This window comes from Pseudomonas sp. HLMP (genome assembly GCF_046365545.1).
Lineage (GTDB): Bacteria > Pseudomonadota > Gammaproteobacteria > Pseudomonadales > Pseudomonadaceae > Aquipseudomonas > Aquipseudomonas guariconensis_B.
Genome location: NZ_JBDLLR010000001.1, coordinates 3465376 through 3486525, shown reverse-complemented (window position 1 = coordinate 3486525; position 21150 = coordinate 3465376). Strand labels below are relative to the sequence as shown.

Annotated in this window: 21 protein-coding genes; 10 read left to right on the top strand and 11 right to left on the bottom strand. The window is 66.7% G+C overall.

All coding sequences use genetic code 11. From position 1 onward, the window contains the following. Positions 1-72 precede the first annotated feature (72 nt). Positions 73-1647, top strand: coding sequence for a malate dehydrogenase (quinone) (gene mqo, locus ABFA30_RS16180; protein ID WP_253080054.1), 1575 nt, complete (start codon positions 73-75; stop codon positions 1645-1647). A gap of 49 nt (positions 1648-1696) precedes the next feature. Here the strand turns inward: mqo and ABFA30_RS16175 are convergent, their stop codons facing one another. Further along, on the bottom strand, positions 1697-2401 hold the full coding sequence (locus ABFA30_RS16175; protein ID WP_253080055.1) for a GntR family transcriptional regulator: 705 nt from the start codon (positions 2399-2401) through the stop codon (positions 1697-1699). Between the two features lie 117 nt (positions 2402-2518). Further along, positions 2519-3916: a purine-cytosine permease family protein gene (locus ABFA30_RS16170; RefSeq protein WP_225790034.1), complete on the bottom strand. Its 1398-nt coding sequence runs from the start codon at positions 3914-3916 to the stop codon at positions 2519-2521. Positions 3917-4178: 262 nt separating this feature from the next. On the opposite strand from ABFA30_RS16170, the gene ABFA30_RS16165 reads away from it, so the two are divergent. The 3 genes from ABFA30_RS16165 to ABFA30_RS16155 all read left to right on the top strand — a co-directional run bounded on the left by ABFA30_RS16165 (position 4179) and on the right by ABFA30_RS16155 (position 5972). After that, positions 4179-5066, top strand: coding sequence for an EamA family transporter (locus ABFA30_RS16165; protein WP_225790035.1), 888 nt, complete (start codon positions 4179-4181; stop codon positions 5064-5066). Between the two features lie 209 nt (positions 5067-5275). Next, positions 5276-5464, top strand: a complete 189-nt coding sequence (locus ABFA30_RS16160) for a hypothetical protein (RefSeq protein ID WP_225790036.1) — start codon at positions 5276-5278, stop codon at positions 5462-5464. Between the two features lie 208 nt (positions 5465-5672). Beyond that, positions 5673-5972 (top strand): hypothetical protein, encoded by a 300-nt coding sequence (locus tag ABFA30_RS16155; RefSeq protein WP_225790037.1) that lies wholly within the window; start codon positions 5673-5675, stop codon positions 5970-5972. Here ABFA30_RS16155 and ABFA30_RS16150 read toward each other — a convergent pair. The 3 genes from ABFA30_RS16150 to ABFA30_RS16140 all read right to left on the bottom strand — a co-directional run bounded on the left by ABFA30_RS16150 (position 5963) and on the right by ABFA30_RS16140 (position 7723). Continuing rightward, a complete protein-coding gene (locus ABFA30_RS16150) occupies positions 5963-6385 on the bottom strand; it encodes a group II truncated hemoglobin (protein WP_368816431.1) in 423 nt (140 codons plus the stop codon). The two genes, ABFA30_RS16155 and ABFA30_RS16150, sit on opposite strands and share 10 nt — an antisense overlap. A gap of 88 nt (positions 6386-6473) precedes the next feature. Then, positions 6474-6806 carry a hypothetical protein gene (locus ABFA30_RS16145; RefSeq protein WP_225790039.1) on the bottom strand — a complete coding sequence of 111 codons (333 nt, stop codon included), beginning with the start codon at positions 6804-6806 and terminating at the stop codon, positions 6474-6476. A gap of 293 nt (positions 6807-7099) precedes the next feature. After that, positions 7100-7723 (bottom strand): glutathione S-transferase family protein, encoded by a 624-nt coding sequence (locus tag ABFA30_RS16140; protein WP_225790040.1) that lies wholly within the window; start codon positions 7721-7723, stop codon positions 7100-7102. A 147-nt stretch (positions 7724-7870) separates the two neighbouring features. On the opposite strand from ABFA30_RS16140, the gene ABFA30_RS16135 reads away from it, so the two are divergent. Next, positions 7871-8866: a bile acid:sodium symporter family protein gene (locus ABFA30_RS16135; RefSeq protein WP_410045672.1), complete on the top strand. Its 996-nt coding sequence runs from the start codon at positions 7871-7873 to the stop codon at positions 8864-8866. 35 nt (positions 8867-8901) lie between these two features. Here the strand turns inward: ABFA30_RS16135 and ABFA30_RS16130 are convergent, their stop codons facing one another. Next, the gene (locus ABFA30_RS16130) at positions 8902-9495 is read right to left on the bottom strand and encodes a DUF4157 domain-containing protein (RefSeq protein WP_225790042.1); all 594 of its coding nucleotides are present in this window, start codon (positions 9493-9495) and stop codon (positions 8902-8904) included. After that, entirely contained in the window at positions 9482-10045 is a 564-nt protein-coding gene (locus tag ABFA30_RS16125; RefSeq protein ID WP_225790130.1) for a TetR/AcrR family transcriptional regulator, read from the bottom strand. Before ABFA30_RS16125 ends, ABFA30_RS16130 begins: the two co-directional genes overlap by 14 nt. A 90-nt stretch (positions 10046-10135) precedes the next feature. Here ABFA30_RS16125 and ABFA30_RS16120 point away from each other — a divergent pair, with 90 nt between their 5' ends. Then, a complete protein-coding gene (locus tag ABFA30_RS16120) occupies positions 10136-10867 on the top strand; it encodes an SDR family oxidoreductase (protein WP_225790043.1) in 732 nt (243 codons plus the stop codon). Between the two features lie 29 nt (positions 10868-10896). Further along, the gene (locus ABFA30_RS16115; RefSeq protein ID WP_225790044.1) at positions 10897-11493 is read left to right on the top strand and encodes a 2-hydroxychromene-2-carboxylate isomerase; all 597 of its coding nucleotides are present in this window, start codon (positions 10897-10899) and stop codon (positions 11491-11493) included. 12 nt (positions 11494-11505) lie between these two features. Here ABFA30_RS16115 and ABFA30_RS16110 read toward each other — a convergent pair whose 3' ends face one another. From ABFA30_RS16110 to xthA, 3 genes are all read right to left on the bottom strand, one after another. Then, on the bottom strand, positions 11506-12051 hold the full coding sequence (locus ABFA30_RS16110; protein ID WP_225790045.1) for a cupin domain-containing protein: 546 nt from the start codon (positions 12049-12051) through the stop codon (positions 11506-11508). A 79-nt stretch (positions 12052-12130) separates the two neighbouring features. Further along, positions 12131-13336, bottom strand: a complete 1206-nt coding sequence (locus ABFA30_RS16105) for an MFS transporter (protein WP_225790046.1) — start codon at positions 13334-13336, stop codon at positions 12131-12133. A 114-nt stretch (positions 13337-13450) separates the two neighbouring features. Next, positions 13451-14263 (bottom strand): exodeoxyribonuclease III, encoded by an 813-nt coding sequence (gene xthA, locus ABFA30_RS16100; RefSeq protein WP_225790047.1) that lies wholly within the window; start codon positions 14261-14263, stop codon positions 13451-13453. Between the two features lie 162 nt (positions 14264-14425). On the opposite strand from xthA, the gene ABFA30_RS16095 reads away from it, so the two are divergent. The 3 genes from ABFA30_RS16095 to ABFA30_RS16085 are packed head-to-tail and all read left to right on the top strand — an operon-like array spanning position 14426 to position 20541. Further along, the gene (locus tag ABFA30_RS16095) at positions 14426-15076 is read left to right on the top strand and encodes a GNAT family N-acetyltransferase (protein ID WP_225790048.1); all 651 of its coding nucleotides are present in this window, start codon (positions 14426-14428) and stop codon (positions 15074-15076) included. Between the two features lie 51 nt (positions 15077-15127). Continuing rightward, positions 15128-16870: an autotransporter assembly complex protein TamA gene (locus tag ABFA30_RS16090; protein ID WP_253080060.1), complete on the top strand. Its 1743-nt coding sequence runs from the start codon at positions 15128-15130 to the stop codon at positions 16868-16870. Further along, positions 16867-20541 carry a translocation/assembly module TamB domain-containing protein gene (locus tag ABFA30_RS16085; RefSeq protein WP_253080061.1) on the top strand — a complete coding sequence of 1225 codons (3675 nt, stop codon included), beginning with the start codon at positions 16867-16869 and terminating at the stop codon, positions 20539-20541. The genes ABFA30_RS16090 and ABFA30_RS16085 overlap by 4 nt, the downstream gene beginning before the upstream one ends. Here the strand turns inward: ABFA30_RS16085 and ABFA30_RS16080 are convergent. Beyond that, on the bottom strand, positions 20538-21071 hold the full coding sequence (locus ABFA30_RS16080; protein WP_225790131.1) for a DUF2589 domain-containing protein: 534 nt from the start codon (positions 21069-21071) through the stop codon (positions 20538-20540). The genes ABFA30_RS16085 and ABFA30_RS16080 overlap by 4 nt on opposite strands. Positions 21072-21150: the final 79 nt, after the last annotated feature.

The window sequence follows — 21150 nt, the reverse complement described above, 5'->3', positions numbered from 1 at the left end:
GCTGGTCGGCAAGACCCGGCAGGAAGAGCCATGGAGACCATATCGAGGCACAGCGCCTTGCAGGAGGAAAACATGATCAAGTTGAGGTGGGTCCTGGTGGGCCTGACGTGCGGGCTGCTCAATGCCCAGGCGGCCGAGACCCGGCAGGTCGACGTCATGCTGGTGGGTGGCGGCATCATGAGTTCGACCCTGGCCATCTGGCTCAACGAGCTGGAGCCGGGCTGGTCCATGGAGATGGTCGAACGCTTGGACAAGGTGGCCGAGGAAAGCTCCAACGGCTGGAACAACGCCGGGACCGGCCACTCCGCCCTGGCGGAGCTGAACTACACGCCGGAGAAGGACGGCAAGATCGACATCAGCAAGGCCATCGAGATCAACGAATCGTTCCAGGTCACCCGGCAGTTCCTTGCCTGGCAGGTCAAGCAAGGGGTGCTGAAGAACCCGCGCTCGTTCATCAACACCACGCCGCACATGAGCTTCGTCTGGGGGGACGACAACATCCGCTTCCTGAAGAAGCGCTACGAGGCGCTGCAGGCCAGCCCGCTGTTCAAGCCCATGCAGTATTCCGAGGACCCGGAGCAGATCCGCAAATGGGTGCCGTTGATGATGGAAGGGCGTGATCCGAACCAAAAGCTGGCTGTCACCTGGACGCCCATCGGCACCGACGTCAACTTCGGCGAGATCACCCGGCAGTACGTGTCCTACCTGCAAGGCCAGCCGAACTTCGACCTGAAGCTGTCGACCGAGGTCCAGGACATCACCCGCAACGACGATGGCTCCTGGCACGTCGAGTACAAGAACCTCAAGGACGGCAGCAAGGCCGCCACCGATGCCAAGTTCCTGTTCATCGGCGCCGGAGGCGCCGCGTTGCCGTTGCTGCAGAAATCCGGCATCGACGAGGCCAAGGACTACGCGGGCTTCCCGGTGGGTGGGTCGTTCCTGGTGACCGACAACCCGGCCATCGCCCAGCGGCACATGGCCAAGGCCTATGGCATCGCGGCGACGGGTGCGCCACCGATGTCGGTACCGCACCTGGACACCCGAGTGCTCGATGGCAAGCGCATGATCCTGTTCGGGCCGTTCGCCACCTTCTCCACCCGTTTCCTCAAGGAGGGTTCGCTGCTCGACCTGTTCGCCAGCATGTCGGTGCACAACACCTGGCCGATGGTGCGTGTCGGCGTACGTGAGTTCGACTTGGTGCAGTACCTGATCGGCCAGCTCCTGCAGTCGGACGACGACCGTTTCGAGGCGCTGCGCACCTACTTCCCCGAAGCGAAGCAGCAGGACTGGCGCTTGTGGCAGGCCGGCCAGCGGGTGCAGATCATCAAGAAGGACGAGGAACTGGGTGGGGTACTCAAGCTCGGTACCGAAGTGGTCGCCTCCAAGGACGGCAGCATCGCCGGACTGCTGGGCGCTTCGCCAGGTGCCTCGACCGCGCCGCCGATCATGCTCGACCTGATGCAGAAGGTGTTCAAGGACAAGATGGCCTCCGCCCCTTGGCAGGAAAAGCTGCACCAGATCATCCCGTCCTACGGGATCCGCCTGAACGATCACCCGGACAAGGTCCAGCAGGTGTGGACCTATACCAACGAGGCGTTGCAACTGGCGCCGCCACCGACAGGCGAGACGCAGGTCGCCGCGCCTTAGGTGAGCCCTTGGGGGCGCGTAGCGGCCCCAGGATCCTGCGGCCTATCGCTCAGGACACCGGCATGCGCGCCGTCAGGTTCTGCCGCATGTAGTCGAGAAAGCGCCGCTGGAACAGCATCGTGTGTTCATGCGCGGCCCTTTCCGCCGCGTCGGCGTCGCGGGCGGCGATGGCCTCGATCATGTCTTCATGGTCACGCCCCAGTTGCTGCGTACCGGCCGAGCTGACGATATGGTCGAAGTGCAGGTGCAACAGCCGCTGGCCCTCGCCGAGCAGGCGCTCGTAGTAGGTGATGAAGTAGGGGTTGCGCCCGGCCTGGGCGACGGCCATGTGGAAGGCCTTGTTCAGCTCGGACATGGCCTGGAAGTCGCCTGTGGTCACGGCCTCGAGGTAGGCGGCATCGGCCTGGCGGATATGCGCCAGGTCCTCGTCGCGATGCTGGGTCGCCGCCAGCCGGGTGACCGCGCGCTGGATCAGGTCCAGGGCGCTGATGTAGTTGGGGAATTCCGCGATCTCGAACGGCGTCACCAGGGTGGTGCGGTTGGGCAGGATGGTCACCAGCCCCTCGGTGATCAGCCGCGCCAGGGCATCGCGCACCGGCGAGCGGGACAGGCCGAACTGGGCGGCCAGGGACACTTCGTCCAATTGCACGCCGGGCTTGAGCTTGAGGGTGAGGATCTGCTTGCGCAGTTCCTCGTAGATGTAGCGACCGCTGTGGCGGCGTGCGCCGCCTTCGGTTTCGTTGTCTTTGGCCATCGTCAGGTCTCGGTTGGGCTGGGCCGTATCATACAGGCGGGCCGCGCTGGTTATCACCAACCGGCCCGCCGAGCAGCAGCCTTCAACGAGCTTGGGCGCCTATGGCAGGGACAGGCATCAGCGTGCGTCGGGGACGATGAGCTGCGCCGGCGCCTCGGCGGCCCGGCGCCGGGCCACCCAGTAGTACAGCACGCTGGGCACTACCAGGCCGATCAGCCATGACACGTCGACACCCCCTAGGTGGGCGACCATGGGGCCGGTGTACAGCTTGGTGTCGATGAACGGCATCTGCACCAGCACGCCAACGGTGTAGACGATGATGCCCGGCCAGTTCCAGCGCCCGTAGCGGCCATTGGGGTCGGCCAGGGCGGGGATGTCGTAGCGCTCGCGGGTGATGAAGTAGTAGTCCACCAGGTTGACCGCGCTCCAGGGCACGAAGAAGGTCAGCAGGAACAGGATGAACGACTTGAACGCCGTGAGGAACGAATGCTGCCCGAGCAGGGCCACCAGGGTCGCCGCGCCGACGATGGCCAGGACGAAGAGCAGGCGCTGGAGGCGGCTGATCTGCAGGTGGCCGCGAAAACCGCTGATGATGGTGGCGATGCACATGAAGCTGCCATAGGAGTTCAGCGTCGAGATGGTCACCTTGCCGAAGGCGATGCTGAAGTACAGCAGCGCCGCGGTGGTGCCAGCGCCACCCAGGCCGACGATGTAGGCCACTTCGCGCCCGGAGAACTGGCCCCCGGCGATGGCGGCGGCGAAGACCCCGAGGATCATCGACGCTTGGGCGCCGATCACCGAGCCGAGGCCGGCGGCGAGGAAGGTCTTCAGCGGCGAAGTGCCGCTGGGCAGGTAGCGCGAATAGTCGGCGACGTAGGGCCCGAAGGCGATCTGCCAGGACGCGGCCAGCGACACCGCGAGCAGGAAGGTCGCCCAGCTGAAGTGGCGGTTATCAAGCAACTGGCCGATGTCGGCCAGCATCAGGATACGACTGAACAGGTAGACGAAGGCGATGATCCCCAGCACGCTGGCCAGCCGGCCGATCCAGTGGATCACCCGGTAGCCGGCCAGGGTGGCCAGTACGATGACCCCGGCGAAGACCAGGATGCCGGTGCTGTCGCTGACGTCGAGCAACTGGCCGATGGCCTGCCCGGACAGCACCGTGCCGGTGGCGGTGAAGCCCAGGTACATCAGGCACACCAGGACCATGGGGATGGCGGCGCCGTACACGCCGAACTGCACCCGGCTGGAGATCATCTGCGGCAGGCCCAGGCGCGGCCCCTGGGCGGCGTGTAGCGCCATCACCGTGCCGCCGACCAGTTGGCCGAGCAGCAGCCCGATCAACGACCAGAACACATCGCCGCCGAGCACCACGGCCAGGGCGCCGGTGACGATGGCGGTGATCTGCAGGTTGGCTCCCAGCCACAGGGTGAACTGGCTGTAGACGCGTCCATGGCGTTCAGCTTCGGGGATGTAGTCGATCGAACGCCGTTCGATCACGGGGTTGCTGGACATCGGGTGGCTCCGCTTCGTTGTTGTTGTGGGGGCGACGGCCATCGTCAGGACGCGGGGTGGATGACCTTGGCTTATATGAGCATGTATATACAAGATTGGTCAACTACCGGCAGGGGTGTTCCGTGCGAACGGAGCCCCCGTGGATAGAGGGCTTTACAGGGGACTGTTGCGCAAGGCTGGCCCCCAACTGTGCTGGTCCGCGTGGAAGGAATAGCCTTATGCTGTAACGAAATATGTCTAGAACGCCGAGAAGGAAAGGCCAATGCCGCTCAAGGACTTGCTGATCGCCCTGGTCGTGATCATTGCATGGGGAGTCAACTTCGTGGTCATCAAGATCGGCCTCGATGGCCTGCCGCCCATGTTGCTCGGAGCCTTGCGCTTCGCCTTGGTGGCCTTCCCGGCGATCCTTCTGGTCAAGCGGCCGAAGCTGCCCTGGCGCTGGCTGTGCGCCTATGGCGCGACCATCTCCCTGGGCCAGTTCGCGTTCCTCTTCCAGGCCATGTACAGCGGCATGCCACCGGGGCTGGCGTCGCTGGTGCTGCAATCTCAGGCCTTCTTCACCCTCGGTTTCGCCGCGCTGTTTCTGGGCGAGCGCCTGCGTCTGGCCAGCCTGCTGGGGTTGCTGGTGGCCGCTGGCGGGCTGGCTCTGATCGGTAGCGAAGACAGTGGGCACGTGCCGTTGCTGGCGCTGTTGCTGACCCTCTGTGCCGGTGCCATGTGGGGCATGGGCAACATCATCACTCGCCGTTTCGGTTCGGTGGACCTGGTGGCGCTGGTGATCTGGGGTGGGTTGATTCCGCCGCTGCCATTTTTCGCCTTGTCCTGGTGGCTGGAAGGGCCTGAGCGCATCGGCCATGCGCTGGCCCATATCGGCTGGAGTTCGGTGCTGGCTCTGGCCTACCTGGCCTTCGTCGCTACCATGCTCGGCTACAGCCTGTGGAGCACGTTGCTGTCGCGCCATCCGGCGGGCAAGGTGGCGCCATTCTCGCTGCTGGTGCCGGTGATCGGGCTGAGTTCCTCGGCCTGGCTGTTGGGCGAGCGCCTGACTGCGGTACAAGGCTGGGGCGCGTTGCTGGTGATGCTGGGGCTGCTGATCAATGTCTTCGGCCCGCGTCTGGGCCAGCGCCTGCGGGCGGCCAGCGCGCACTGAAACACGCTGCAAGCGGCAAGAAGAAGCAGGCGGCGCCTATGCGAGCCGGGCACGGTCCTGGCATTGGAGCTTGGGATGCCGCCGGTCGGGTACGGGAGGGCTGCCCAGGCAGTCCGCAAATGACCGGCTAGTCTCACTTCAACGGACCGTCGTTTATCTAGGCAAGCACGCTGCTTGTCGGCGCGGTCGTCATTGGAGGGAGACAGGGCATGAGCGAATCCTTTTTCGAAGACATGAACGATGCATTTCCCATCAACAGCCAGGTACGCTGCGGCCAGTCGGCGTTTCGCCTGGGTTTTGCCAACATGACGCTGGACGAATCGGAGCAACTGCAGCCTGCACATCTGCAGCGCAGCAAGAAAGGCCGCTTCACGCCGCGGGTGCCACAGAAGAAGTGAATCCCGCCAGCGCCCCGTTCAGGGGCGCTGGGTTGTTCGTTGCCGATCCATCGGGAGGCCACCTGGCAGTCTCGACGGTTACCCCGCCCGACGGCGGGTTTTTTTCGCATTCCTTGATCCTGCTCATGGCATCGGCGGGTTGCCCTCGCCGGATGGCCACGGCTGTGCTTTTCTTGCGCGGCATTGTCAGAAAGGGAGGATGGTTGCCATGCGAGTCAGGGAAGAGACGTATTGGGAGTGGGCCGATGCCCACCTGCATAGCCGTTGCCACGATGAGGTATTGAGCGACGGCACCACCCTCGATGTACAGGTGCGGCTGTCGCGGCTGGGGGCGACGCAACTGTTCCTCGGCCTGTACGCCCGGGGTGGCAAGGCCCTGGTGGAGGAGTACTACCCATCGCGCCCCGGCGAGACCATGACCCGTGCGCTGGTGTGGGGCGTGGAGCGGGCGCGGGCTCTGGCGATCGGTGCCGTGGCATTGCCGGAGCGTCGGCGGCGTCAGGCTTGAGGATGCCGGTTGCGGCTGGCCTGGACGATGCGCTGGGCCGGCACCCGCAGCTGGCGCAACAGATACTCGGCGAAATCCGCAGGCCAAGGTTGCAGGGCGATGGCCTGGGCCATGCAGGTCAGCCAGATGTCGGCCTGCGCCTGATCGATCGGCCACTGGGCATGGAACGACGGGATGGCGATCGAGCCATAGCGTTCGCTGTACAGGCGAGGCCCGCCGAGCCAGCCGCTGAGAAAGCAGGCCAGCTTGTCCCGCGAGCTTGCCAGGTCGTCCGGGTGCATACGCCGTACGCTCGCAGCCTCGGGGTTTTCATCCATCAGCCGATAGAAGTCGTCGACCAGCCGGCGCAGGCCGTCGATACCACCGGCGGCCTGGTAGGAGGCATCGCCGGTGCCGTAGGCGGGAGTGTTCATCGGGGGCTCCGGGAAACAGGGGCGGGCATTGTAGCAGGCATGAAAAAGCCCGGCGTTGTGGGCCGGGCTCAAGAGATGGCGGTACGACTCAGTTCAGTGGGTCGATCACCTTGACTGCCTGCCGCTCACGGGCGGCGGGCCATTCTTGTTGCAGGGTCTGCAGGACGCGACCGACGAACTCGGTGTCGGCGGCGGCCTTCTTGCCGACGTAGCCCTGGCCACGGCGGTAGACCTTGAAGCGGGCGCGCATGCTGGGCATGTGCGATTCGAATTCATCTTCGACCGTGTTGGGCGGCAGGCGGTCGAGGCGTACCTCGCCGGTCTGGCTGACCCACAGCAGATGGTCGTCGAGGCTGTCCTTGCGCGCGGCGAACAGCTGGGCCAATTGGTCGATCGTGGGATTGTTGTTCAAGTTCATCATAAAGCCCCCATTACCCGTCAGTTAGTGATTTCGCACTCGGCGCCACAACGTGTAGCGCACTACCAAGGCTGCTACAGCAGCATCGCAACAGGGGCTTTCTCACGCTGCCTTTTGGACAGTTTCCCTCTCCACGGACGGCCTGCGTTACCGCGCAGGCCGTCTGGAACACCCTTGCCACCGCTCCCGATCAGGGAGACGGCTTCATCATGCCCAAGGGCGATGAACGGCGTCAACCGTTTTGTAGTGAAAATTTTTCCGCACTACATCTTGTCGGACAATCCTGCGTGCACGGCTCAGGCGACGCCGTTGTCGCCGTGCCGGAGAAAGCCTGCGCGTTGGCTCAGGCGGGCGTGGTAGGCATCCAGCGCGGGCAGGGGCGGGTGCGCCAGGGGGGTGCGCCGCCAGCGGTTCAGCGACAGGCCGATCACCACGTCGGCCAGGCTGAAGTCGTCGCCGGCGACATAGGCCGCGGTGTCCTGCAAGCGCCGCTCGAGCAGTTGCATCTTCGCCGTCCACTGCGCGCACGACGCTTCCAGCAGAGACGGGTCGCGATGGGCCGGGGACTGGCGTACCAAGGCCATGAAGGCATAGCGCCAGGCGTCGTTGAGGTCGGTGGCCTGCCAGTCCAGCCACTGGTCGACGCTGGCGCGGGCACGGGGCGTGGCAGGGTAGAGGTGTTCGCCAGCGTGCTGGTTGGCCAGGTAGCGCAGGATGCTGTTGGACTCCCACAGCACGAAGTCGCCATCGACGATCACCGGCACCGTGGCGTTGGGGTTGAGCGCCAGGAACTGCGGGGCGTCGGTGGGCTGGAAGCCACTGCCCCAGTCCTCCCGTTGGTAGGGCAGGCCCAGTTCGTCGCAGGTCCACAGGACCTTGCGCACGTTGATCGATGAGGCCTTGCCGAGGATTTTCAGCATGTCATGGCTCCAGGTTGGAAGGGGCTGATGGGGCGAGGCGGGCCTCGAGGTGTCCGTTCGGCGATACGGCTGGGGGTTCCGGCGTTAGCGGCGGGAGACGGCAGACCTTATCGTCTGGCCTTGGACAATGACAAGATGGACCCTGCCATGAAGTACCTGCGCATGCTTTTCGACAATTTCACCCTGGCCCTGCTCGGGGTGGTCCTCGTCGCCACCGTGCTGCCCTGCTCGGGCGACGGCGCGGTGTTCTTCGGCTGGCTGACCAACCTGGCCATCGGCCTGCTGTTCTTCCTGCATGGCGCCAAGCTGTCGCGCGAGGCGGTCATCGCCGGGGCCAGCCACTGGCGTCTGCACTTGCTGGTGTTCGCCTGCACCTTCGTGCTCTTCCCGCTGCTGGGCCTGGCATTCAAGCCGCTGTTCGTGCCGCTGGTGGGCAACGAGCTGTACCTGGGCGTGCTCTACTTGTGCGCGCTGCCGGCCACTGTGCAGTCGGCGATCGCCTTCACTTCGCTGGCGCGCGGCAACGTGCCAGCGGCGATCTGCAGTGCCGCGGCGTCCAGCCTGCTGGGCATCTTCCTGACGCCTTTGCTGGTGATGTTGCTGCTCGGTGCCAGCGGCGACACCGGCTCGGGGCTGGATGCGGTGCTCAAGATCACCCTGCAACTGCTGGTGCCTTTCGTGGCCGGGCAAGTCGCCCGGCGCTGGATCGGGGCGTGGGTCAAGCGCAATGCACGCTGGCTGAAGCTGGTGGACCAGGGTTCGATCCTGTTGGTGGTCTTCACGGCGTTCAGCGAAGCGGTGGTCACCGGGCTGTGGCACACCGTCTCGCCAGAGCACCTGGCCGGGTTGTTCGCGGTGTGCGGCATTCTCCTGGCCGTGGTGCTGTTCGGCACGCGGCTGCTCGGGCGCCTGCTTGGGTTCGACCTGGAGGATCGCATCACCATCCTCTTCGCCGGGTCGAAGAAGAGCCTGGCCACCGGTGTGCCCATGGCCCAGGTGTTGTTCGTTGGCGGCGGTATCGGGGCGATGATTTTGCCGCTGATGCTGTTCCACCAGATCCAGCTGATGGTCTGTGCGGTACTGGCGCAGCGGTACGCCAGCCGAGAGGAGGCGGGGGCGGCAGAGGCGCAGCGCTGTTCCTGACGGGCCAGCACCCCCTCTCGCAGCCTGCTTGCAACTCAGCGCCGCCGCCCCGCCGCACGCTCGCGCAGCACCTTGGCCACCTCGGCCTCGATCGCGTAGGCCGGCCCCTCGAGCGCCTGGTAGTCGCGGGTGTAGCGCTGGGCGAATCCCTCCACCCCTAGCGTCTGGTACTGCTGCACATGCATGAGTTCATGGGCCCAGAGCGCGACGTTGTCCTCGGCATCCCGGGCATGGCGGAAGATGATGGTATCGATCAGTGTCACCGCATTCACATCCGGATTGTGCAACAGCGCATTGGCCGCGCTGACCTGCTGTTCGTCGCCGACCCGGTAGCGCACCGCGTCGAGCACGGCGAAGTCGTACCAGGGCTCGAGCTGGGCGCGGATATGCAGAGGGATCGGCTGGGTACCGCTGGCCGTGGCCTCGTCGCGGGCCTGGCGCAGGGCGAAGGCGAGGCTCGAGGAGGCCATGCGCTCGACGTCCTCCAGTACCTTGCCGGCCTGCCCGGGATCGATCGGGGCGCAGAAGCAGCCCATCAGGCACACCTGGTATTGCCCTGGCGGGCACGCGTTCTCGGCCGCCGCCGGGAGCGCCAGGACCAGGCCGAGAAAGGCGCTAGCGAGTTTCATCCAGTGCCCTCGCGACGACCTGCCGGCTGGCCTCCAGTACCCGGGCCTGCACCGCTTCGCTGGCGAGCATGCGGGCGACCACCAGGGCACCGACGCATTGGCTGATCAACGCCCAGGCCAGTTCACCATCCTCCAGGGTCGCGCTCCAGGCCGTGTGCAAGGCCACCAGCCAGTGCTCGGCCTCCTCACGGACCTCGCGCCCGGCGCGGGCGATCTCCACGCCCAGCGGCGGCAACGGGCAGCCGCCCTCGGCATTGTGCAGGTGCGCCAGGCTCAGGTACTGCTCCAGGCAGCGTTGCAGGCGCTCGCGGCTGGCGCCTTGTTCGGCCAGGCGAGCCAGTGGGCTGTTGGACAGCTCGCGCCGCACCACCTCGGTGAACAGGTCGTCCTTGGACGGGAAGTGGTTGTAGAACGCACCGCCGGTCAGGCCGATGGCCTTCATCAGCCCGGCCACGCCGGTGGTGGCGAAACCGCCGCGCTTGGCCAGCGCGCCGCTGCTGGCCAGCAGTTTCTCGCGGGTCTGTTGCTTGTGCTCGGTGGAGTAGCGCATCGAGGAACCTCTGGGCGCGGGCTTGACGATGGTCGCGATCATAACATAGCGTTCGTTTACTAAACGATCATTCATCAAAAGGAGGCGCCGATGTCCGCACAACCCAAAGTGGCCCTGGTGATCGGGGCGGGCGATGCCACTGGTGGGGCGATCGCCAAGCGCTTCGCCCGCGAGGGCTACATCGCCTGCGTCACCCGGCGCCAGGTCGACAAGCTGCAACCGCTGCTGGACGAGATCCGTGCCGCCGGTGGCCAGGCCCATGGCTTCGGCTCCGACGCACGCAAGGAGGATGAAGTGGCGGCGCTGGTCGAGACCATCGAGCGTGACATCGGCCCGATCGAGGTCTTCGTCTTCAATATCGGCGCCAACGTGCCTTGCAGCATCCTCGACGAGACGCCGCGCAAGTACTTCAAGATCTGGGAAATGGCTTGCTTCGCCGGCTTTCTCACCGCCCAGGCGGTGGCCCGGCGCATGGTCACCCGCGCGCGCGGCACGCTACTGTTCACCGGCGCCACGGCAGGTACCCGGGGCGCCGCCGGGTTCGCCGCCTTCGCCGGGGCCAAGCATGGCCTGCGTGCGTTGGCCCAGAGCATGGCGCGCGAGCTGGGGCCACGGAACATCCATGTGGCCCACGTGGTGGTGGATGGCGCCATCGATACGGCGTTCATCCGTGACAGCTTCCCCGAGCGCTACGCACTCAAGGACCAGGACGGTATCCTCGATCCGGCGCACATCGCCGACAGCTACTGGTTCCTGCATGCCCAGCCACGGGATGCCTGGACCTTCGAACTGGACCTGCGCCCGTGGATGGAGCGCTGGTAGCCACCGTTGCCGAGAAAAAGGACTACGTCATGAGCAAGCACGTCGAATTCTTCTTTGACTTGGGCAGCCCGGCCAGCTACCTGGCCTGGACCCAACTGCCCACCCTCTGTACCCGCCACGGCGCTACGTTGCGCTACCGGCCGATGTTGCTGGGCGGGGTGTTCCAGGCCACGGGCAATGCGTCGCCGGTGATGGTCCCGGCCAAGGGCCACTACATGTTCGATGACCTCAAGCGTTTCGCCGACCGCTACGGCGTGCCATTCGGCTTGCCGCCGGGCTTTCCGGTGAACACGTTGACCCTGATGCGCGGCGCCATCGGCATCCAGTTGCGGGCACCGGAGCGCTTCGAGGCGCTGCTCGAGGTATTGTTCAACGGGCTCTGGGTGCACCGGCGCAATCTTGGCGAGGCGGCGGTGCTGGACGAAACCCTGGAGCAGGGTGGCTTCGACCCCGCGGTGTTCCATGCACTGGTTGCCCAGGCCGAGGTCAAGGAGGCGCTCAAGCGGGCGACGGAGGAGGCGGTGGCACGGGGTGTGTTCGGCGCGCCGACCTGCTTCGTCGGCGAGCGGATGTTCTTCGGCCAGGACCGCCTGGATTTCGTCGAGGAGGCCCTGGCGCGCGCCTGACCTGGGCGCCGGTCAGAAGTTGGCCGGGGTGTTGGCGCTGATGATTTCCGCTTCGTCCGGGCCGATGTTCTTGAAGCTGTGCGGCAGCGTGGTGGGGATGTAGTAACCATCGCCGGAGTTGAGGACGCTCACCTGGCCATCGACCCACAGTTCGATGGTGCCCCGGGTGACCAGGCCGCATTCTTCGCCTTCGGAATGCACGATCGGCTCGCCGGAGTCGGCGCCGGGCGCATAGAGCTCGCGCAGCATGCGCATCTGCCGGCCTTCGACGCTGGCGCCGACCAGCAGCATGCGCAGGCCGTTGCGGCCCAGGTCGGGCTGCTCGCCCGCACGGAACACGTAGCGCTCTTCCCGCACCGGCTCGTCGAAGGCGAAGAACTCGGCCAGGGTCATGGGGATCCCTTCGAGCAGTTTCTTCAGGGAACTGACCGAGGGGCTGACGCGGTTCTGCTCGATCTGCGAGATCGTCGAGTTGGTCAGGCCGCTGCGGCGGGCCAGTTCCCGTTGGGAGAGGTTGTTGCGTTCACGCACCAGTTTGAGTCGTGTCCCCGTGTCCATAGCCGCCTTGTAGTAAGAGGTGTCAAAAATAATGGGCGACGCATTAAAACACACTCTGGGCGGCAACGCGCTGTGCTTGTCAGCGGCGTTGCGCGCCGGGCATCGGCCACAGGCCGACCAGCAGCAACAGGGCCGCCACCGCCAGGAACGGCAGGCGCGGGTCGAGCGCATAGACCAGGGTACCGGCCAGGGGCCCGACTACCGCGCCCATGCCCTGGGCGGCGCCGACCGAACCTGCGGTAGCGCCCTGTTCCGAGGCCTGCATGGCATTGGCCGCCAACGCCGAGAAGGCCGGGAAGACGAAGCCCATGCCGGCCGCGGCGACGAAGAACGAGGCCCACAGCCAGGGGGCGCTGAGGGCCAGGGCGGCGCAGGCGAAGCCCAGGGCCGACACGCTGGCGCCAACCCGGATCATCTTCAGCGGTGGCCACTGCAACCGACGCAGCAGCACCTGCGCCAGGATCAGCGCCACGCCGACCGTGGTCAGGGCGATGCCGGCGACCTGGGCCGCCTCGGCCGAGCCCAGTTGCAGGCGGTCGAGAGCGAAGAACCCCACGGTGATCTGCACCACCGTCACGCTGAGCATGGCGCTGAAGGCCACCAGCAGCGGGCGGCGCAGGCGCGGGTCGGCCAGGCGCACCGGGCTGGGGGCATGGCGCTGGGGCAGGGGTTGCGGCTTGAGCTTGAACAGCAGCACGAGGAAGGCAGTCGCCGGCAGCAGCGACATGATATAGAACGGCAGGCTCAGGCTATGGCGTGCCAGCAGCGCCGCCAGGGCCGGCCCCATCACCAGGCCGACGGCGTTGGCCGCGCCCAGCGACGCCATGGCCCCGGCACGCCGTTGCGGCTCGACATGATCGGCGATCAGTGCGTTGCAGCCCACCGGCAGGGCCGCGTAGAACGCGCCGATCAGCCCGCGTGCCAGCATCAGGCCGAGAAAGGCCAGGGTGGCACCCGGCAACCAGCGCAGCGCGCCATCGATGAACAGGCACAGCCCCCAGTAGGCCAGGGCGAAGCCTGCGCTGCCCAGCAGCAACACCCGTCGCCGCCCATGACGGTCGGCGGCGCGCCCCCACGGCCGTGCCAGCACGACCCAGACCACGCCGGCCACGGTCACCGCCGCACCGGCCTGCCAGGTGGCCATGCCCAGCAGCCGGGCGATCGGGCCGATCAGCGAGACGAACGCCATCATCGACATGGTGCAAGCCATGTTGACCAACAACAACGGCCGCATGTCCAGGGTCGAGGTGGCGGGCGGGGGTGCAGTGTCCTTTGCAGCATTCATGGGGGGAGTCCGGTGCGATGGGGGGAGCGGCAAGCGCCAAGCCGCAAGTAAAGCGGTGCGGTGCTCACGTTCTCTTGCCGCTTGTAGCTTGCAGCTTGCAGCTTGCCGCTTGAGTCAGTGCAATTCCAGCCAGATAGGCGCATGGTCAGAGGGCTTTTCCATGCCCCGCAGGTCGTAGTCCACGCCCGCTGCCTTGAGTCGCGGCACCAGGCCATGGGAGGCCATGATCAGGTCGATGCGCAGGCCGCGCTTGGGCTCGTCCTCGAAGCCGCGGCTGCGGTAGTCGAACCAGCTGAAGCGGTCGTCCACCTCCGGGTGCAGGTGGCGGAAACTGTCGACCAGGCCCCAGTTCTTGAGGCGCTCCATCCACTCCCGCTCCTCGGGCAAGAAGCTGCACTTGCCGGTCCTGAGCCAGCGCTTGGCATTGTCCGGGCCGATGCCGATGTCGCAGTCCTGGGGCGAGATGTTCATGTCGCCCATCACCAGCAACGGTTGGTCACTGCGGAACTGACCTTCCAGCAGGCTCTGCAGGTCGCGGTAGAAGCGCTGCTTGGCCGGGAACTTGGTGGGGTGGTCGCGGCTTTCGCCCTGGGGGAAGTAGCCATTCATGACGGTGATGGGCGTGCCGTTGGCGTCGACGAAGGTGCCCCAGATGAAACGCCGCTGGGCATCTTCTTCATCGTCCGCGAAGCCCTTGAACAGCGAAAGCGGCTCCCGGCGCGAGAGCAGGGCGACCCCGTAGTGGCCCTTCTGGCCATGGAAATGCACGTGGTAGCCGAGCGCCTGGATGTCGGCCAGCGGGAACTGATCGTCGCTGACCTTGGTTTCCTGCAGGCCGATCACGTCCGGCTGGTGTTTCTCGATCACCGCCGCCAACTGGTGAGGGCGGGCGCGCAGGCCATTGATGTTGAACGAGACGATCTTCATGGAAAGACAATCCTGGTAAAAGCCTCGGATGCTAGCCGACATCGGCCGTCACCACCAGCATGGCACCCAAGCGCTGGCACTGCTAACGTGCTGGGGGGCTGAACGATGCGTGGAGGATCACCTCCAAGACACTGCATGACCATTCCAGGAGGACTGCCGACGATGCCCGACGCCACTGCCGCCCCGGCCCGGATCTGCATGCTCGACGATGGCTACAGCAGCGAGGCGCGCTCGCTGCTGTTCCATGCCTATCGCCACGAGCCCACCTTCGCCTATGTGTTCGAGGCCCAGCGCCCGGGCTACGAGCGGCGCCTACGGGCGATGGTGCGCGAGTGGGTGCGCCAGCATTTCTACATGCAACTGCCGGCCATCGGCCTGTTGCTGGACGATCGCCTGGTGGGCCTGGCGCTGATCGTGCCGCCGTACCGCCGCCTGGGCGTGGCCGACAGCTGGAGCTGGCGCCTGCGCATGATCCTCGGTACGGGCCTGCGCTGCACCCGGCGCTACCTCGACTACCAGGCCGCGCTGGCCGCCTGCCTGCCCACGGACCAGGTGCATGTGCTGCCCTTGCTGGGCGTGCACCCGCAGTTCCAGGGGCAGCACTATGGTGAGCAGTTGCTCCAGGCGGTGCACGACTGGTGCGCCGAAGACCCTGACACCCAAGGCGTGATCCTGGATACCGGCAACGCCCACTACCTGGCGTTCTACCAGCGCCAGGGCTACCAGGAGATCGGTGAGATCGCCGTGGGGCCGATCCGCGAGCGGGTGTTCTTCCACCCCAATCCGTCGTCGTCGAGGCCGGCGACGGCGTGACGAAGCCGACAAGCGGCGCACTCGTGGCGCGCCTCTGGTAGCATGCGCCGCATGACGTATTCAGGAAGACTTACCTGGGGCCTGATCCTTTGGGCCGCCAGCAGCGTAGTGTGGGCCCAGAGCGAATTGCTGGTGCGGGTGAAACCGGCCAACAAGGCCCTGAAGGCCAATGTGGAAGGCTATATCGGCAGCCTCGGGGACCGCGACGAAGAGGCCTTGCTGCGCTTTAGCCGCGGCGCCCAGGAGCAGGCGCGCAAAGCCGCCCAGGCCCTGGGTTACTACCAGGTGCGGATCGCCAGCGAGGTCAAGCCGCCGAGCGAAAAGGACCACCCAGCGCAATTGATCATCCACATCGAGCTGGGTGAGCCGGTGCGCCTGCGCAACGTGACCGTGCGCATCGAAGGGCCGGCCAGCGAGATGAAAGCGTTCCGCATTCCCGACGCCAAGGCCCTGCGCCCGGGCGAACAGCTCAACCATGGCGTCTACGAGGACGCCAAGCGGCTGATCCAGAACCAGGCTTCGCGCTATGGCTTCTTCGAGGGCCGCTTCAGTCGGCAACGCCTGGCCGTCGACCCACGGGCCGGGGTCGCCGATATCGAACTGGTCTACCAGAGCGGTCCTCGCTACCGCCTGGGCGCGGTCACCTTCGGCGGCGACACCCCGCTGGACGACGACCTGCTGCAGCGCATGGTTGCCTTCAAGCCTGGCACGCCCTACGACTCGGAGCTGATCGCCGAACTCAACAATGACCTGCAGTCCAGTGGCTACTTCGAGGGCGTGCGTGTCGACGCGGCGCCGACCGCCGCGGTCGACGAGGTGGTGCCGGTGGATGTCCTGCTTGAGACCCGCAAGCCCCGCACCATGGGGCTGGGCCTGGGTTTCTCGACCGACGTCGGCCCGCGCGGCAAGGCCAACTGGACCCGGCACTGGGTCAACCCCCAGGGCCATAGCTACGGCTGGGAAACCGAACTGTCGGCGCCACGGCAGAACGTCGGCCTGTGGTACGACATCCCCCTCGACCCACCCCTGACCGACAAGCTGCGTTTCGCCGGTGGCTACCAGAACGAAGAGATCGCCGGCACCGATACCCTGAGCAAGCTGCTGACGGTCGGCCCGGAGTGGCACAGCAAGCTGCCCAGCGGCTGGCAACGGGTGATCTCGCTCAAGTACCAGCGCGAGGAATACCGCCTGGGCGACGACTCGGGCTTGAGCAACCTGCTGATGCCTGGGGTGAGCTTCGCCTACCTGCGCAGCGACAACCGTATCGACCCGCACAATGGCTACCGCCTGCAGTTCGACCTGCAGGCCGCCAAGGAAGGGCTGGTCTCGGACACCAACCTGCTGCATGGCAACGTCCTGCTCAAGGGCCTGACCACGCTCGGCCAGCGCCACCGCCTGCTGGGTCGTGTGCAGTTCGGCGGCAGTGCCACCAACGGCTACAAGCACAACATCCCGCCATCGCTGCGCTTCTTCGCCGGCGGCGACCAGAGCGTACGGGGTTACGACTACCAGAGCCTGTCGCCGAAGAACAGCGATGGCGACCGTATCGGCGGCCGCTACCTGGTGGCCGGCAGCGCCGAGTACCAGTACTCGCTGACCGAAAAATGGCGCGTGGCGACGTTCATCGACCAGGGCAACTCGTTCAATACGCTGGAGCTGCCCAGCCTCAAGACCGGCGTCGGTATCGGCGTGCGCTGGGTCTCTCCGGTCGGGCCGTTGCGCCTGGACGTGGCCCGGGCGCTGGACGACGACGGAGGTTTGCGTCTGCACTTTTCCATGGGGCCTGAGCTGTGACGCGTGTTTTCAAATACCTCCTGCTGACCGTGCTGGGCCTGCTGGCCCTGGTCGCGCTGGCGCTTGGCCTGGTGCTCGGTACCCAGGCCGGCAGCGGCTGGGCCCTGAAGCAGGTGCCGGGACTGGAGGTCACGGGCTTCCAGGGGCGCCTGGGCGGTGGCTGGCAGGCCGAGCGGCTGCTCTGGGCCGGCGCTGGCAATCGGGTCGAGGTGCTGGCGCCGCACATGGCCTGGTCGCCGGGGTGCCTGTTGGGGGCCAGGCTGTGCATCGAGCGGCTGCAAGCCGAGCGGGTCGACATGGGCTTCGCCCCCGCTGAGCCAGCGCCGGACAGCGGCCCGTTGCAGTTGCCAGCGCTGCGTCTGCCGCTGGCCATCGAGCTGGGCGAAGTCAAGGTCGGCCAACTGCGCCTCGATGGCAGCGATCTGCTGGGCGACCTGCAACTGGCCGCGCACTGGACGGCCGAAGGCCTGCGCATCGACACCCTGCAACTGCAGCGCGACGAGTTGCACCTGAGCCTGCAAGGCAACCTCCAACCGCAAGGCGACTGGCCGCTGCAACTGGGCGGCACGCTGCAGTTGCCTGCCGTGGATGGCCAGCCCTGGCAACTGGGGCTGAACGCCCAGGGCGACCTGCAGAAGACCCTCGACCTCGAGGCCACCAGCAGCGGTTATCTCGACGCGCACCTGAGCGGCGCGCTGCAGCCACTGGCCGAGCACTTGCCCGCGATGTTGAGCATTCGCGCCGATGCCTTCAAACCTTCCGCGTCGCTGCCGGACACCTTGCAGTTGAACCAGCTTCGCCTCGATGCCAAGGGCGACTTGCTCGAGGGCTACCAGCTGTCCGGCTCGGCCAGCTTGCCGGCCGAGCAGGGGCCGATCGGCCTGGTCCTGGCGGGGCGGGTGGATGCCAAGGGCGCCAGGCTCGATGCCCTCGACCTCAATGCCGACGACCAGCAGCGGGTCAAGCTGCAGGCCAGTGCCGATTGGCAGCAGGGGCTGGCGGCCGACGCGAAGGTCGACTGGCTGGACTTCCCCTGGTTGCGCCTCTACCCCCTGGAGGAGGCGCCGCAGGTCACCCTCAAGCGCTTCAACGCCCAGGTGCAGTACCGCGACGGCAACTACCAGGGCACCTTCGCCGGCGACCTCGATGGTCCGGCGGGCGCCTTCAGCCTGGCCAGCCCCTTCGAGGGTGACTTGACCCAAGTGCGCCTGCCGCAGCTGGCCCTGAATGCCGGGCAGGGCAAGGCCACCGGCATGCTCGCGCTGCGCTTCGCCGATACCCTGGCCTGGGATGTCGACTTGCAGTTGTCGGCCCTCGACCCGGCCTACTGGGTCGCGGAGCTGCCGGGCACCCTGGCCGGCCCATTGCGCAGCCAGGGGGAAATGAAGAACGAGCGCTTGCAGTTGCAGGCGCAACTCGACCTCAAGGGGCGCCTGCGTGGCCAGCCGGCACTGCTCAAGGTCGAGGCCGAGGGCGCCGGTGAGCACTGGACCCTGGGCAGCCTGGCGGTGCAACTGGGCGATAACCGCATCAATGGCAGCGGCAGCCTGCAGCAGCGTCTGGCCGGGCGCATCGATCTCGACCTGCCGCGCCTGGGCCAGCTGTGGCCGCAGTTGCACGGCCAGGTCAAGGGGCGGCTGGACCTGGCCGGTACCCTGGCGGCGCCACAAGGCAGCCTGACCCTGCAGGGTCAGCGGCTGGGCCAGGCCGACAACCGCATCCAGCGCCTGGCCCTGGACGCCCGCCTGGACAATGCCCAGCGTGGGCTGGTCACGCTCAAGGCAGGCGACATCCGCCTGGGTGACACGGCGCTGGGCAACCTGGACGTCGAAGGCAAGGGCGACATCCGTCAGCAGGCGGCCACCGTGGGCCTCGATGGGCCACAACTCAAGCTCGACCTGGCCGCGGACGGCCAGTTGGCCAAAGGGGACTGGCACGGCCGCCTGGCCAGCGGGCGAATCCAGGCCGGCGGCCAGGACTGGCGCTTGCAGGCCCCGGCGCGGGTGCAGCGCCTGGCCAACGGCCAGTTGGACCTGGGTGCCCATTGCTGGCGCGCCGGCCAAGCCAGCCTGTGCGGCGAAGACCAGCGCCTGGCGCCGGAGCCGCGCCTGCGCTTTCACCTCAAGCAGTTCCCGCTGGACAGCCTGGCCCAGTGGTTGCCGAAGGATTTCGCCTGGCAGGGCCTGCTCGGCGCCGACATCAATCTGGACATACCCGCCAGCGGGCCCAAGGGCAGCGTCCACGTCGACGCCAGCGGCGGCACCCTGCGGGTACGCGACAACGGGCGCTGGATCGATTTCCCGTACCAGGTGCTGCGCCTGGACAGCACGCTCGATCCGCGGCGCATCGATACCCGCCTGGATTTTCGTGGCGAGCGCCTGGGCGAGCTGAACCTGACGACCCGGCTCGATCCACTGGGCAAGGACAAGCCGCTGTCCGGCGACTTCCGTCTCACCGGGCTGGACTTGTCGATCGCCCGGCCGTTCGTGCCGATGGTCGAGCGCCTGGTCGGCCAGCTCAATGGCAGTGGTCGGTTGTCCGGTACCTTGCTGGCGCCCCAGGTCAATGGCAGCCTGGCCTTGACCGGGGGCGAGGTGAGCGGCGCGCAGCTGCCGGTCAGCCTGCAGGACCTGTCGCTACAGGCGTTGATCGCCGGCGAGCAGGTGCAGTTGAAAGGCAACTGGCGCAGCGGCCAGGCCGGGCGTGGCCAGCTCGACGGCAACCTGACCTGGGGGCAGGCCCTGGGCGTGGACCTGCGCCTGCAAGGCCAGCAGTTGCCGGTCAACGTCGAGCCCTATGCGGCGCTGGAAGTGGCGCCGGACCTGACCATCCGCCTGGTCGACGAAAGGCTGGCAGTGACTGGCAAGGTGCACGTGCCCAAGGGCGAGATCACTGTGCGCGAGTTACCGCCGTCGACGGTCAAGGTGTCCGACGACACGGTGATCGTCGGTCGCCAGACCGAAGAGGGCAAGCCGCCCATGGCGGTGGCCATGGATATCGATGTCGAGGTCGGCCAGGACAAGCTGTCGTTCACAGGCTTCGGCCTGACGGCCAACCTGCTGGGCCACGTGCACATTGGCGACAACCTCGATACCCGGGGCGAGCTGCGCCTGGCCGACGGCCGCTACCGGGCCTATGGCCAGCGCCTGACCATTCGCCGCGCACGCCTGCTGTTCGCCGGCCCCATCGACCAACCCTACCTGGACATCGAAGCGATCCGCCGGGTCGACGATGTGATCGCCGGCATCCGCCTGAGCGGCAGCGCCGAGCAACCCACCAGCCAGGTATTCTCCGAGCCGGCCATGAGCCAGGAGCAGGCCCTGTCGTACCTGGTACTCGGCCGGCCACTGGGCGCCTCCGGCGAAGACAGCAACATGCTCGCCGAGGCGGCCCTCGGCCTGGGCCTGGCCGGTAGCGCCGGGCTCACCGGCAGCCTGGCCTCGAGCCTGGGTATCGATGATTTCCAACTCGACACCGAGGGTTCGGGGACCAGCACCAGCGTGGTGGCCAGCGGCAACCTGACCGAGCGGCTGAGCCTGCGTTACGGCGTCGGGGTGTTCGAGCCGGCCAATACCATCGCCCTGCGCTACAAGCTGAGCAAGAAGGTGTACCTGGAGGCAGCCAGCGGGCTGGCCAGCTCGCTGGACATTTTCTACAAGCGGGATTTCTAACGGACCGTGGCGGCGTCGATGAACTCGTTGCGCTGCTCGTCCGTGGCGGCTGGGGCGGGTTGGCGCCGGGGCAGGATGAGGTTGGTGTATTCCTCGATCAGGCGATTGATCGCCTCGGGAGGCTCGCAGGCCTGGAACTGCATGCGGATCTGCACTTCGTCCGGGTCGCGCTGGTCGGTACGCCTGCCACCGGCGCCGACCGTCACCTGGAAGCGAGTGCCGCCAACGGCGCCCGATTCGACGGCGGCACCGGCGTCGAGGCCGTTGACCCGCACCGACAGGTCGACCTGCATGCGCTCCAGGGCCAGGCCACGGGGGGATACCAGGGTGATCAGCGGGATCTGCAAACTGTGTTGGCCGTCCATGGCCACTTCGACCATCTTGGCCTTCATCGGGCTGCCCAATGCGTTCGGGTCGTAGTCGAAGAACTGGTCGAACAGCCTGATGTACTGCTGGGCGACCAAGGTGTTGGTGGCCGCGGCGGCTTCTTGCAGGCCGCGGGTGATGTCGCTCAGGTCGCTCGAAGTCATCGGGGCTTGGCTGGGGATGCTGGATTCCACGCGGTAGGCTCCTCAAGCGCTAAGGGGCTACCCCCGCGGGCAGCGGGGG

Bases quoted from the DNA above. Each gene is read 5' to 3' on its own strand.
- ABFA30_RS16150 (WP_368816431.1), bottom strand. From the start codon at position 6,385: ATGAACACTCCCGCCTACGGCACCGGCGATGCCTCCTACCAGGCCGCC.
- ABFA30_RS16130 (WP_225790042.1), bottom strand. From the start codon at position 9,495: ATGAAACTCGCTAGCGCCTTTCTCGGCCTGGTCCTGGCGCTCCCGGCG.
- ABFA30_RS16090 (WP_253080060.1), top strand. From the start codon at position 15,128: ATGACGTATTCAGGAAGACTTACCTGGGGCCTGATCCTTTGGGCCGCC.
- ABFA30_RS16095 (WP_225790048.1), top strand. From the start codon at position 14,426: ATGCCCGACGCCACTGCCGCCCCGGCCCGGATCTGCATGCTCGACGAT.
- ABFA30_RS16175 (WP_253080055.1), bottom strand. From the start codon at position 2,401: ATGGCCAAAGACAACGAAACCGAAGGCGGCGCACGCCGCCACAGCGGT.
- ABFA30_RS16110 (WP_225790045.1), bottom strand. From the start codon at position 12,051: ATGGACACGGGGACACGACTCAAACTGGTGCGTGAACGCAACAACCTC.
- xthA (WP_225790047.1), bottom strand. From the start codon at position 14,263: ATGAAGATCGTCTCGTTCAACATCAATGGCCTGCGCGCCCGCCCTCAC.
- ABFA30_RS16155 (WP_225790037.1), top strand. From the start codon at position 5,673: ATGCGAGTCAGGGAAGAGACGTATTGGGAGTGGGCCGATGCCCACCTG.
- ABFA30_RS16105 (WP_225790046.1), bottom strand. From the start codon at position 13,336: ATGAATGCTGCAAAGGACACTGCACCCCCGCCCGCCACCTCGACCCTG.
- ABFA30_RS16080 (WP_225790131.1), bottom strand. From the start codon at position 21,071: ATGACTTCGAGCGACCTGAGCGACATCACCCGCGGCCTGCAAGAAGCC.
- mqo (WP_253080054.1), top strand. From the start codon at position 73: ATGATCAAGTTGAGGTGGGTCCTGGTGGGCCTGACGTGCGGGCTGCTC.
- ABFA30_RS16125 (WP_225790130.1), bottom strand. From the start codon at position 10,045: ATGCGCTACTCCACCGAGCACAAGCAACAGACCCGCGAGAAACTGCTG.
- ABFA30_RS16115 (WP_225790044.1), top strand. From the start codon at position 10,897: ATGAGCAAGCACGTCGAATTCTTCTTTGACTTGGGCAGCCCGGCCAGC.
- ABFA30_RS16140 (WP_225790040.1), bottom strand. From the start codon at position 7,723: ATGCTGAAAATCCTCGGCAAGGCCTCATCGATCAACGTGCGCAAGGTC.
- ABFA30_RS16170 (WP_225790034.1), bottom strand. From the start codon at position 3,916: ATGTCCAGCAACCCCGTGATCGAACGGCGTTCGATCGACTACATCCCC.
- ABFA30_RS16165 (WP_225790035.1), top strand. From the start codon at position 4,179: ATGCCGCTCAAGGACTTGCTGATCGCCCTGGTCGTGATCATTGCATGG.
- ABFA30_RS16135 (WP_410045672.1), top strand. From the start codon at position 7,871: ATGAAGTACCTGCGCATGCTTTTCGACAATTTCACCCTGGCCCTGCTC.
- ABFA30_RS16160 (WP_225790036.1), top strand. From the start codon at position 5,276: ATGAGCGAATCCTTTTTCGAAGACATGAACGATGCATTTCCCATCAAC.
- ABFA30_RS16145 (WP_225790039.1), bottom strand. From the start codon at position 6,806: ATGATGAACTTGAACAACAATCCCACGATCGACCAATTGGCCCAGCTG.
- ABFA30_RS16120 (WP_225790043.1), top strand. From the start codon at position 10,136: ATGTCCGCACAACCCAAAGTGGCCCTGGTGATCGGGGCGGGCGATGCC.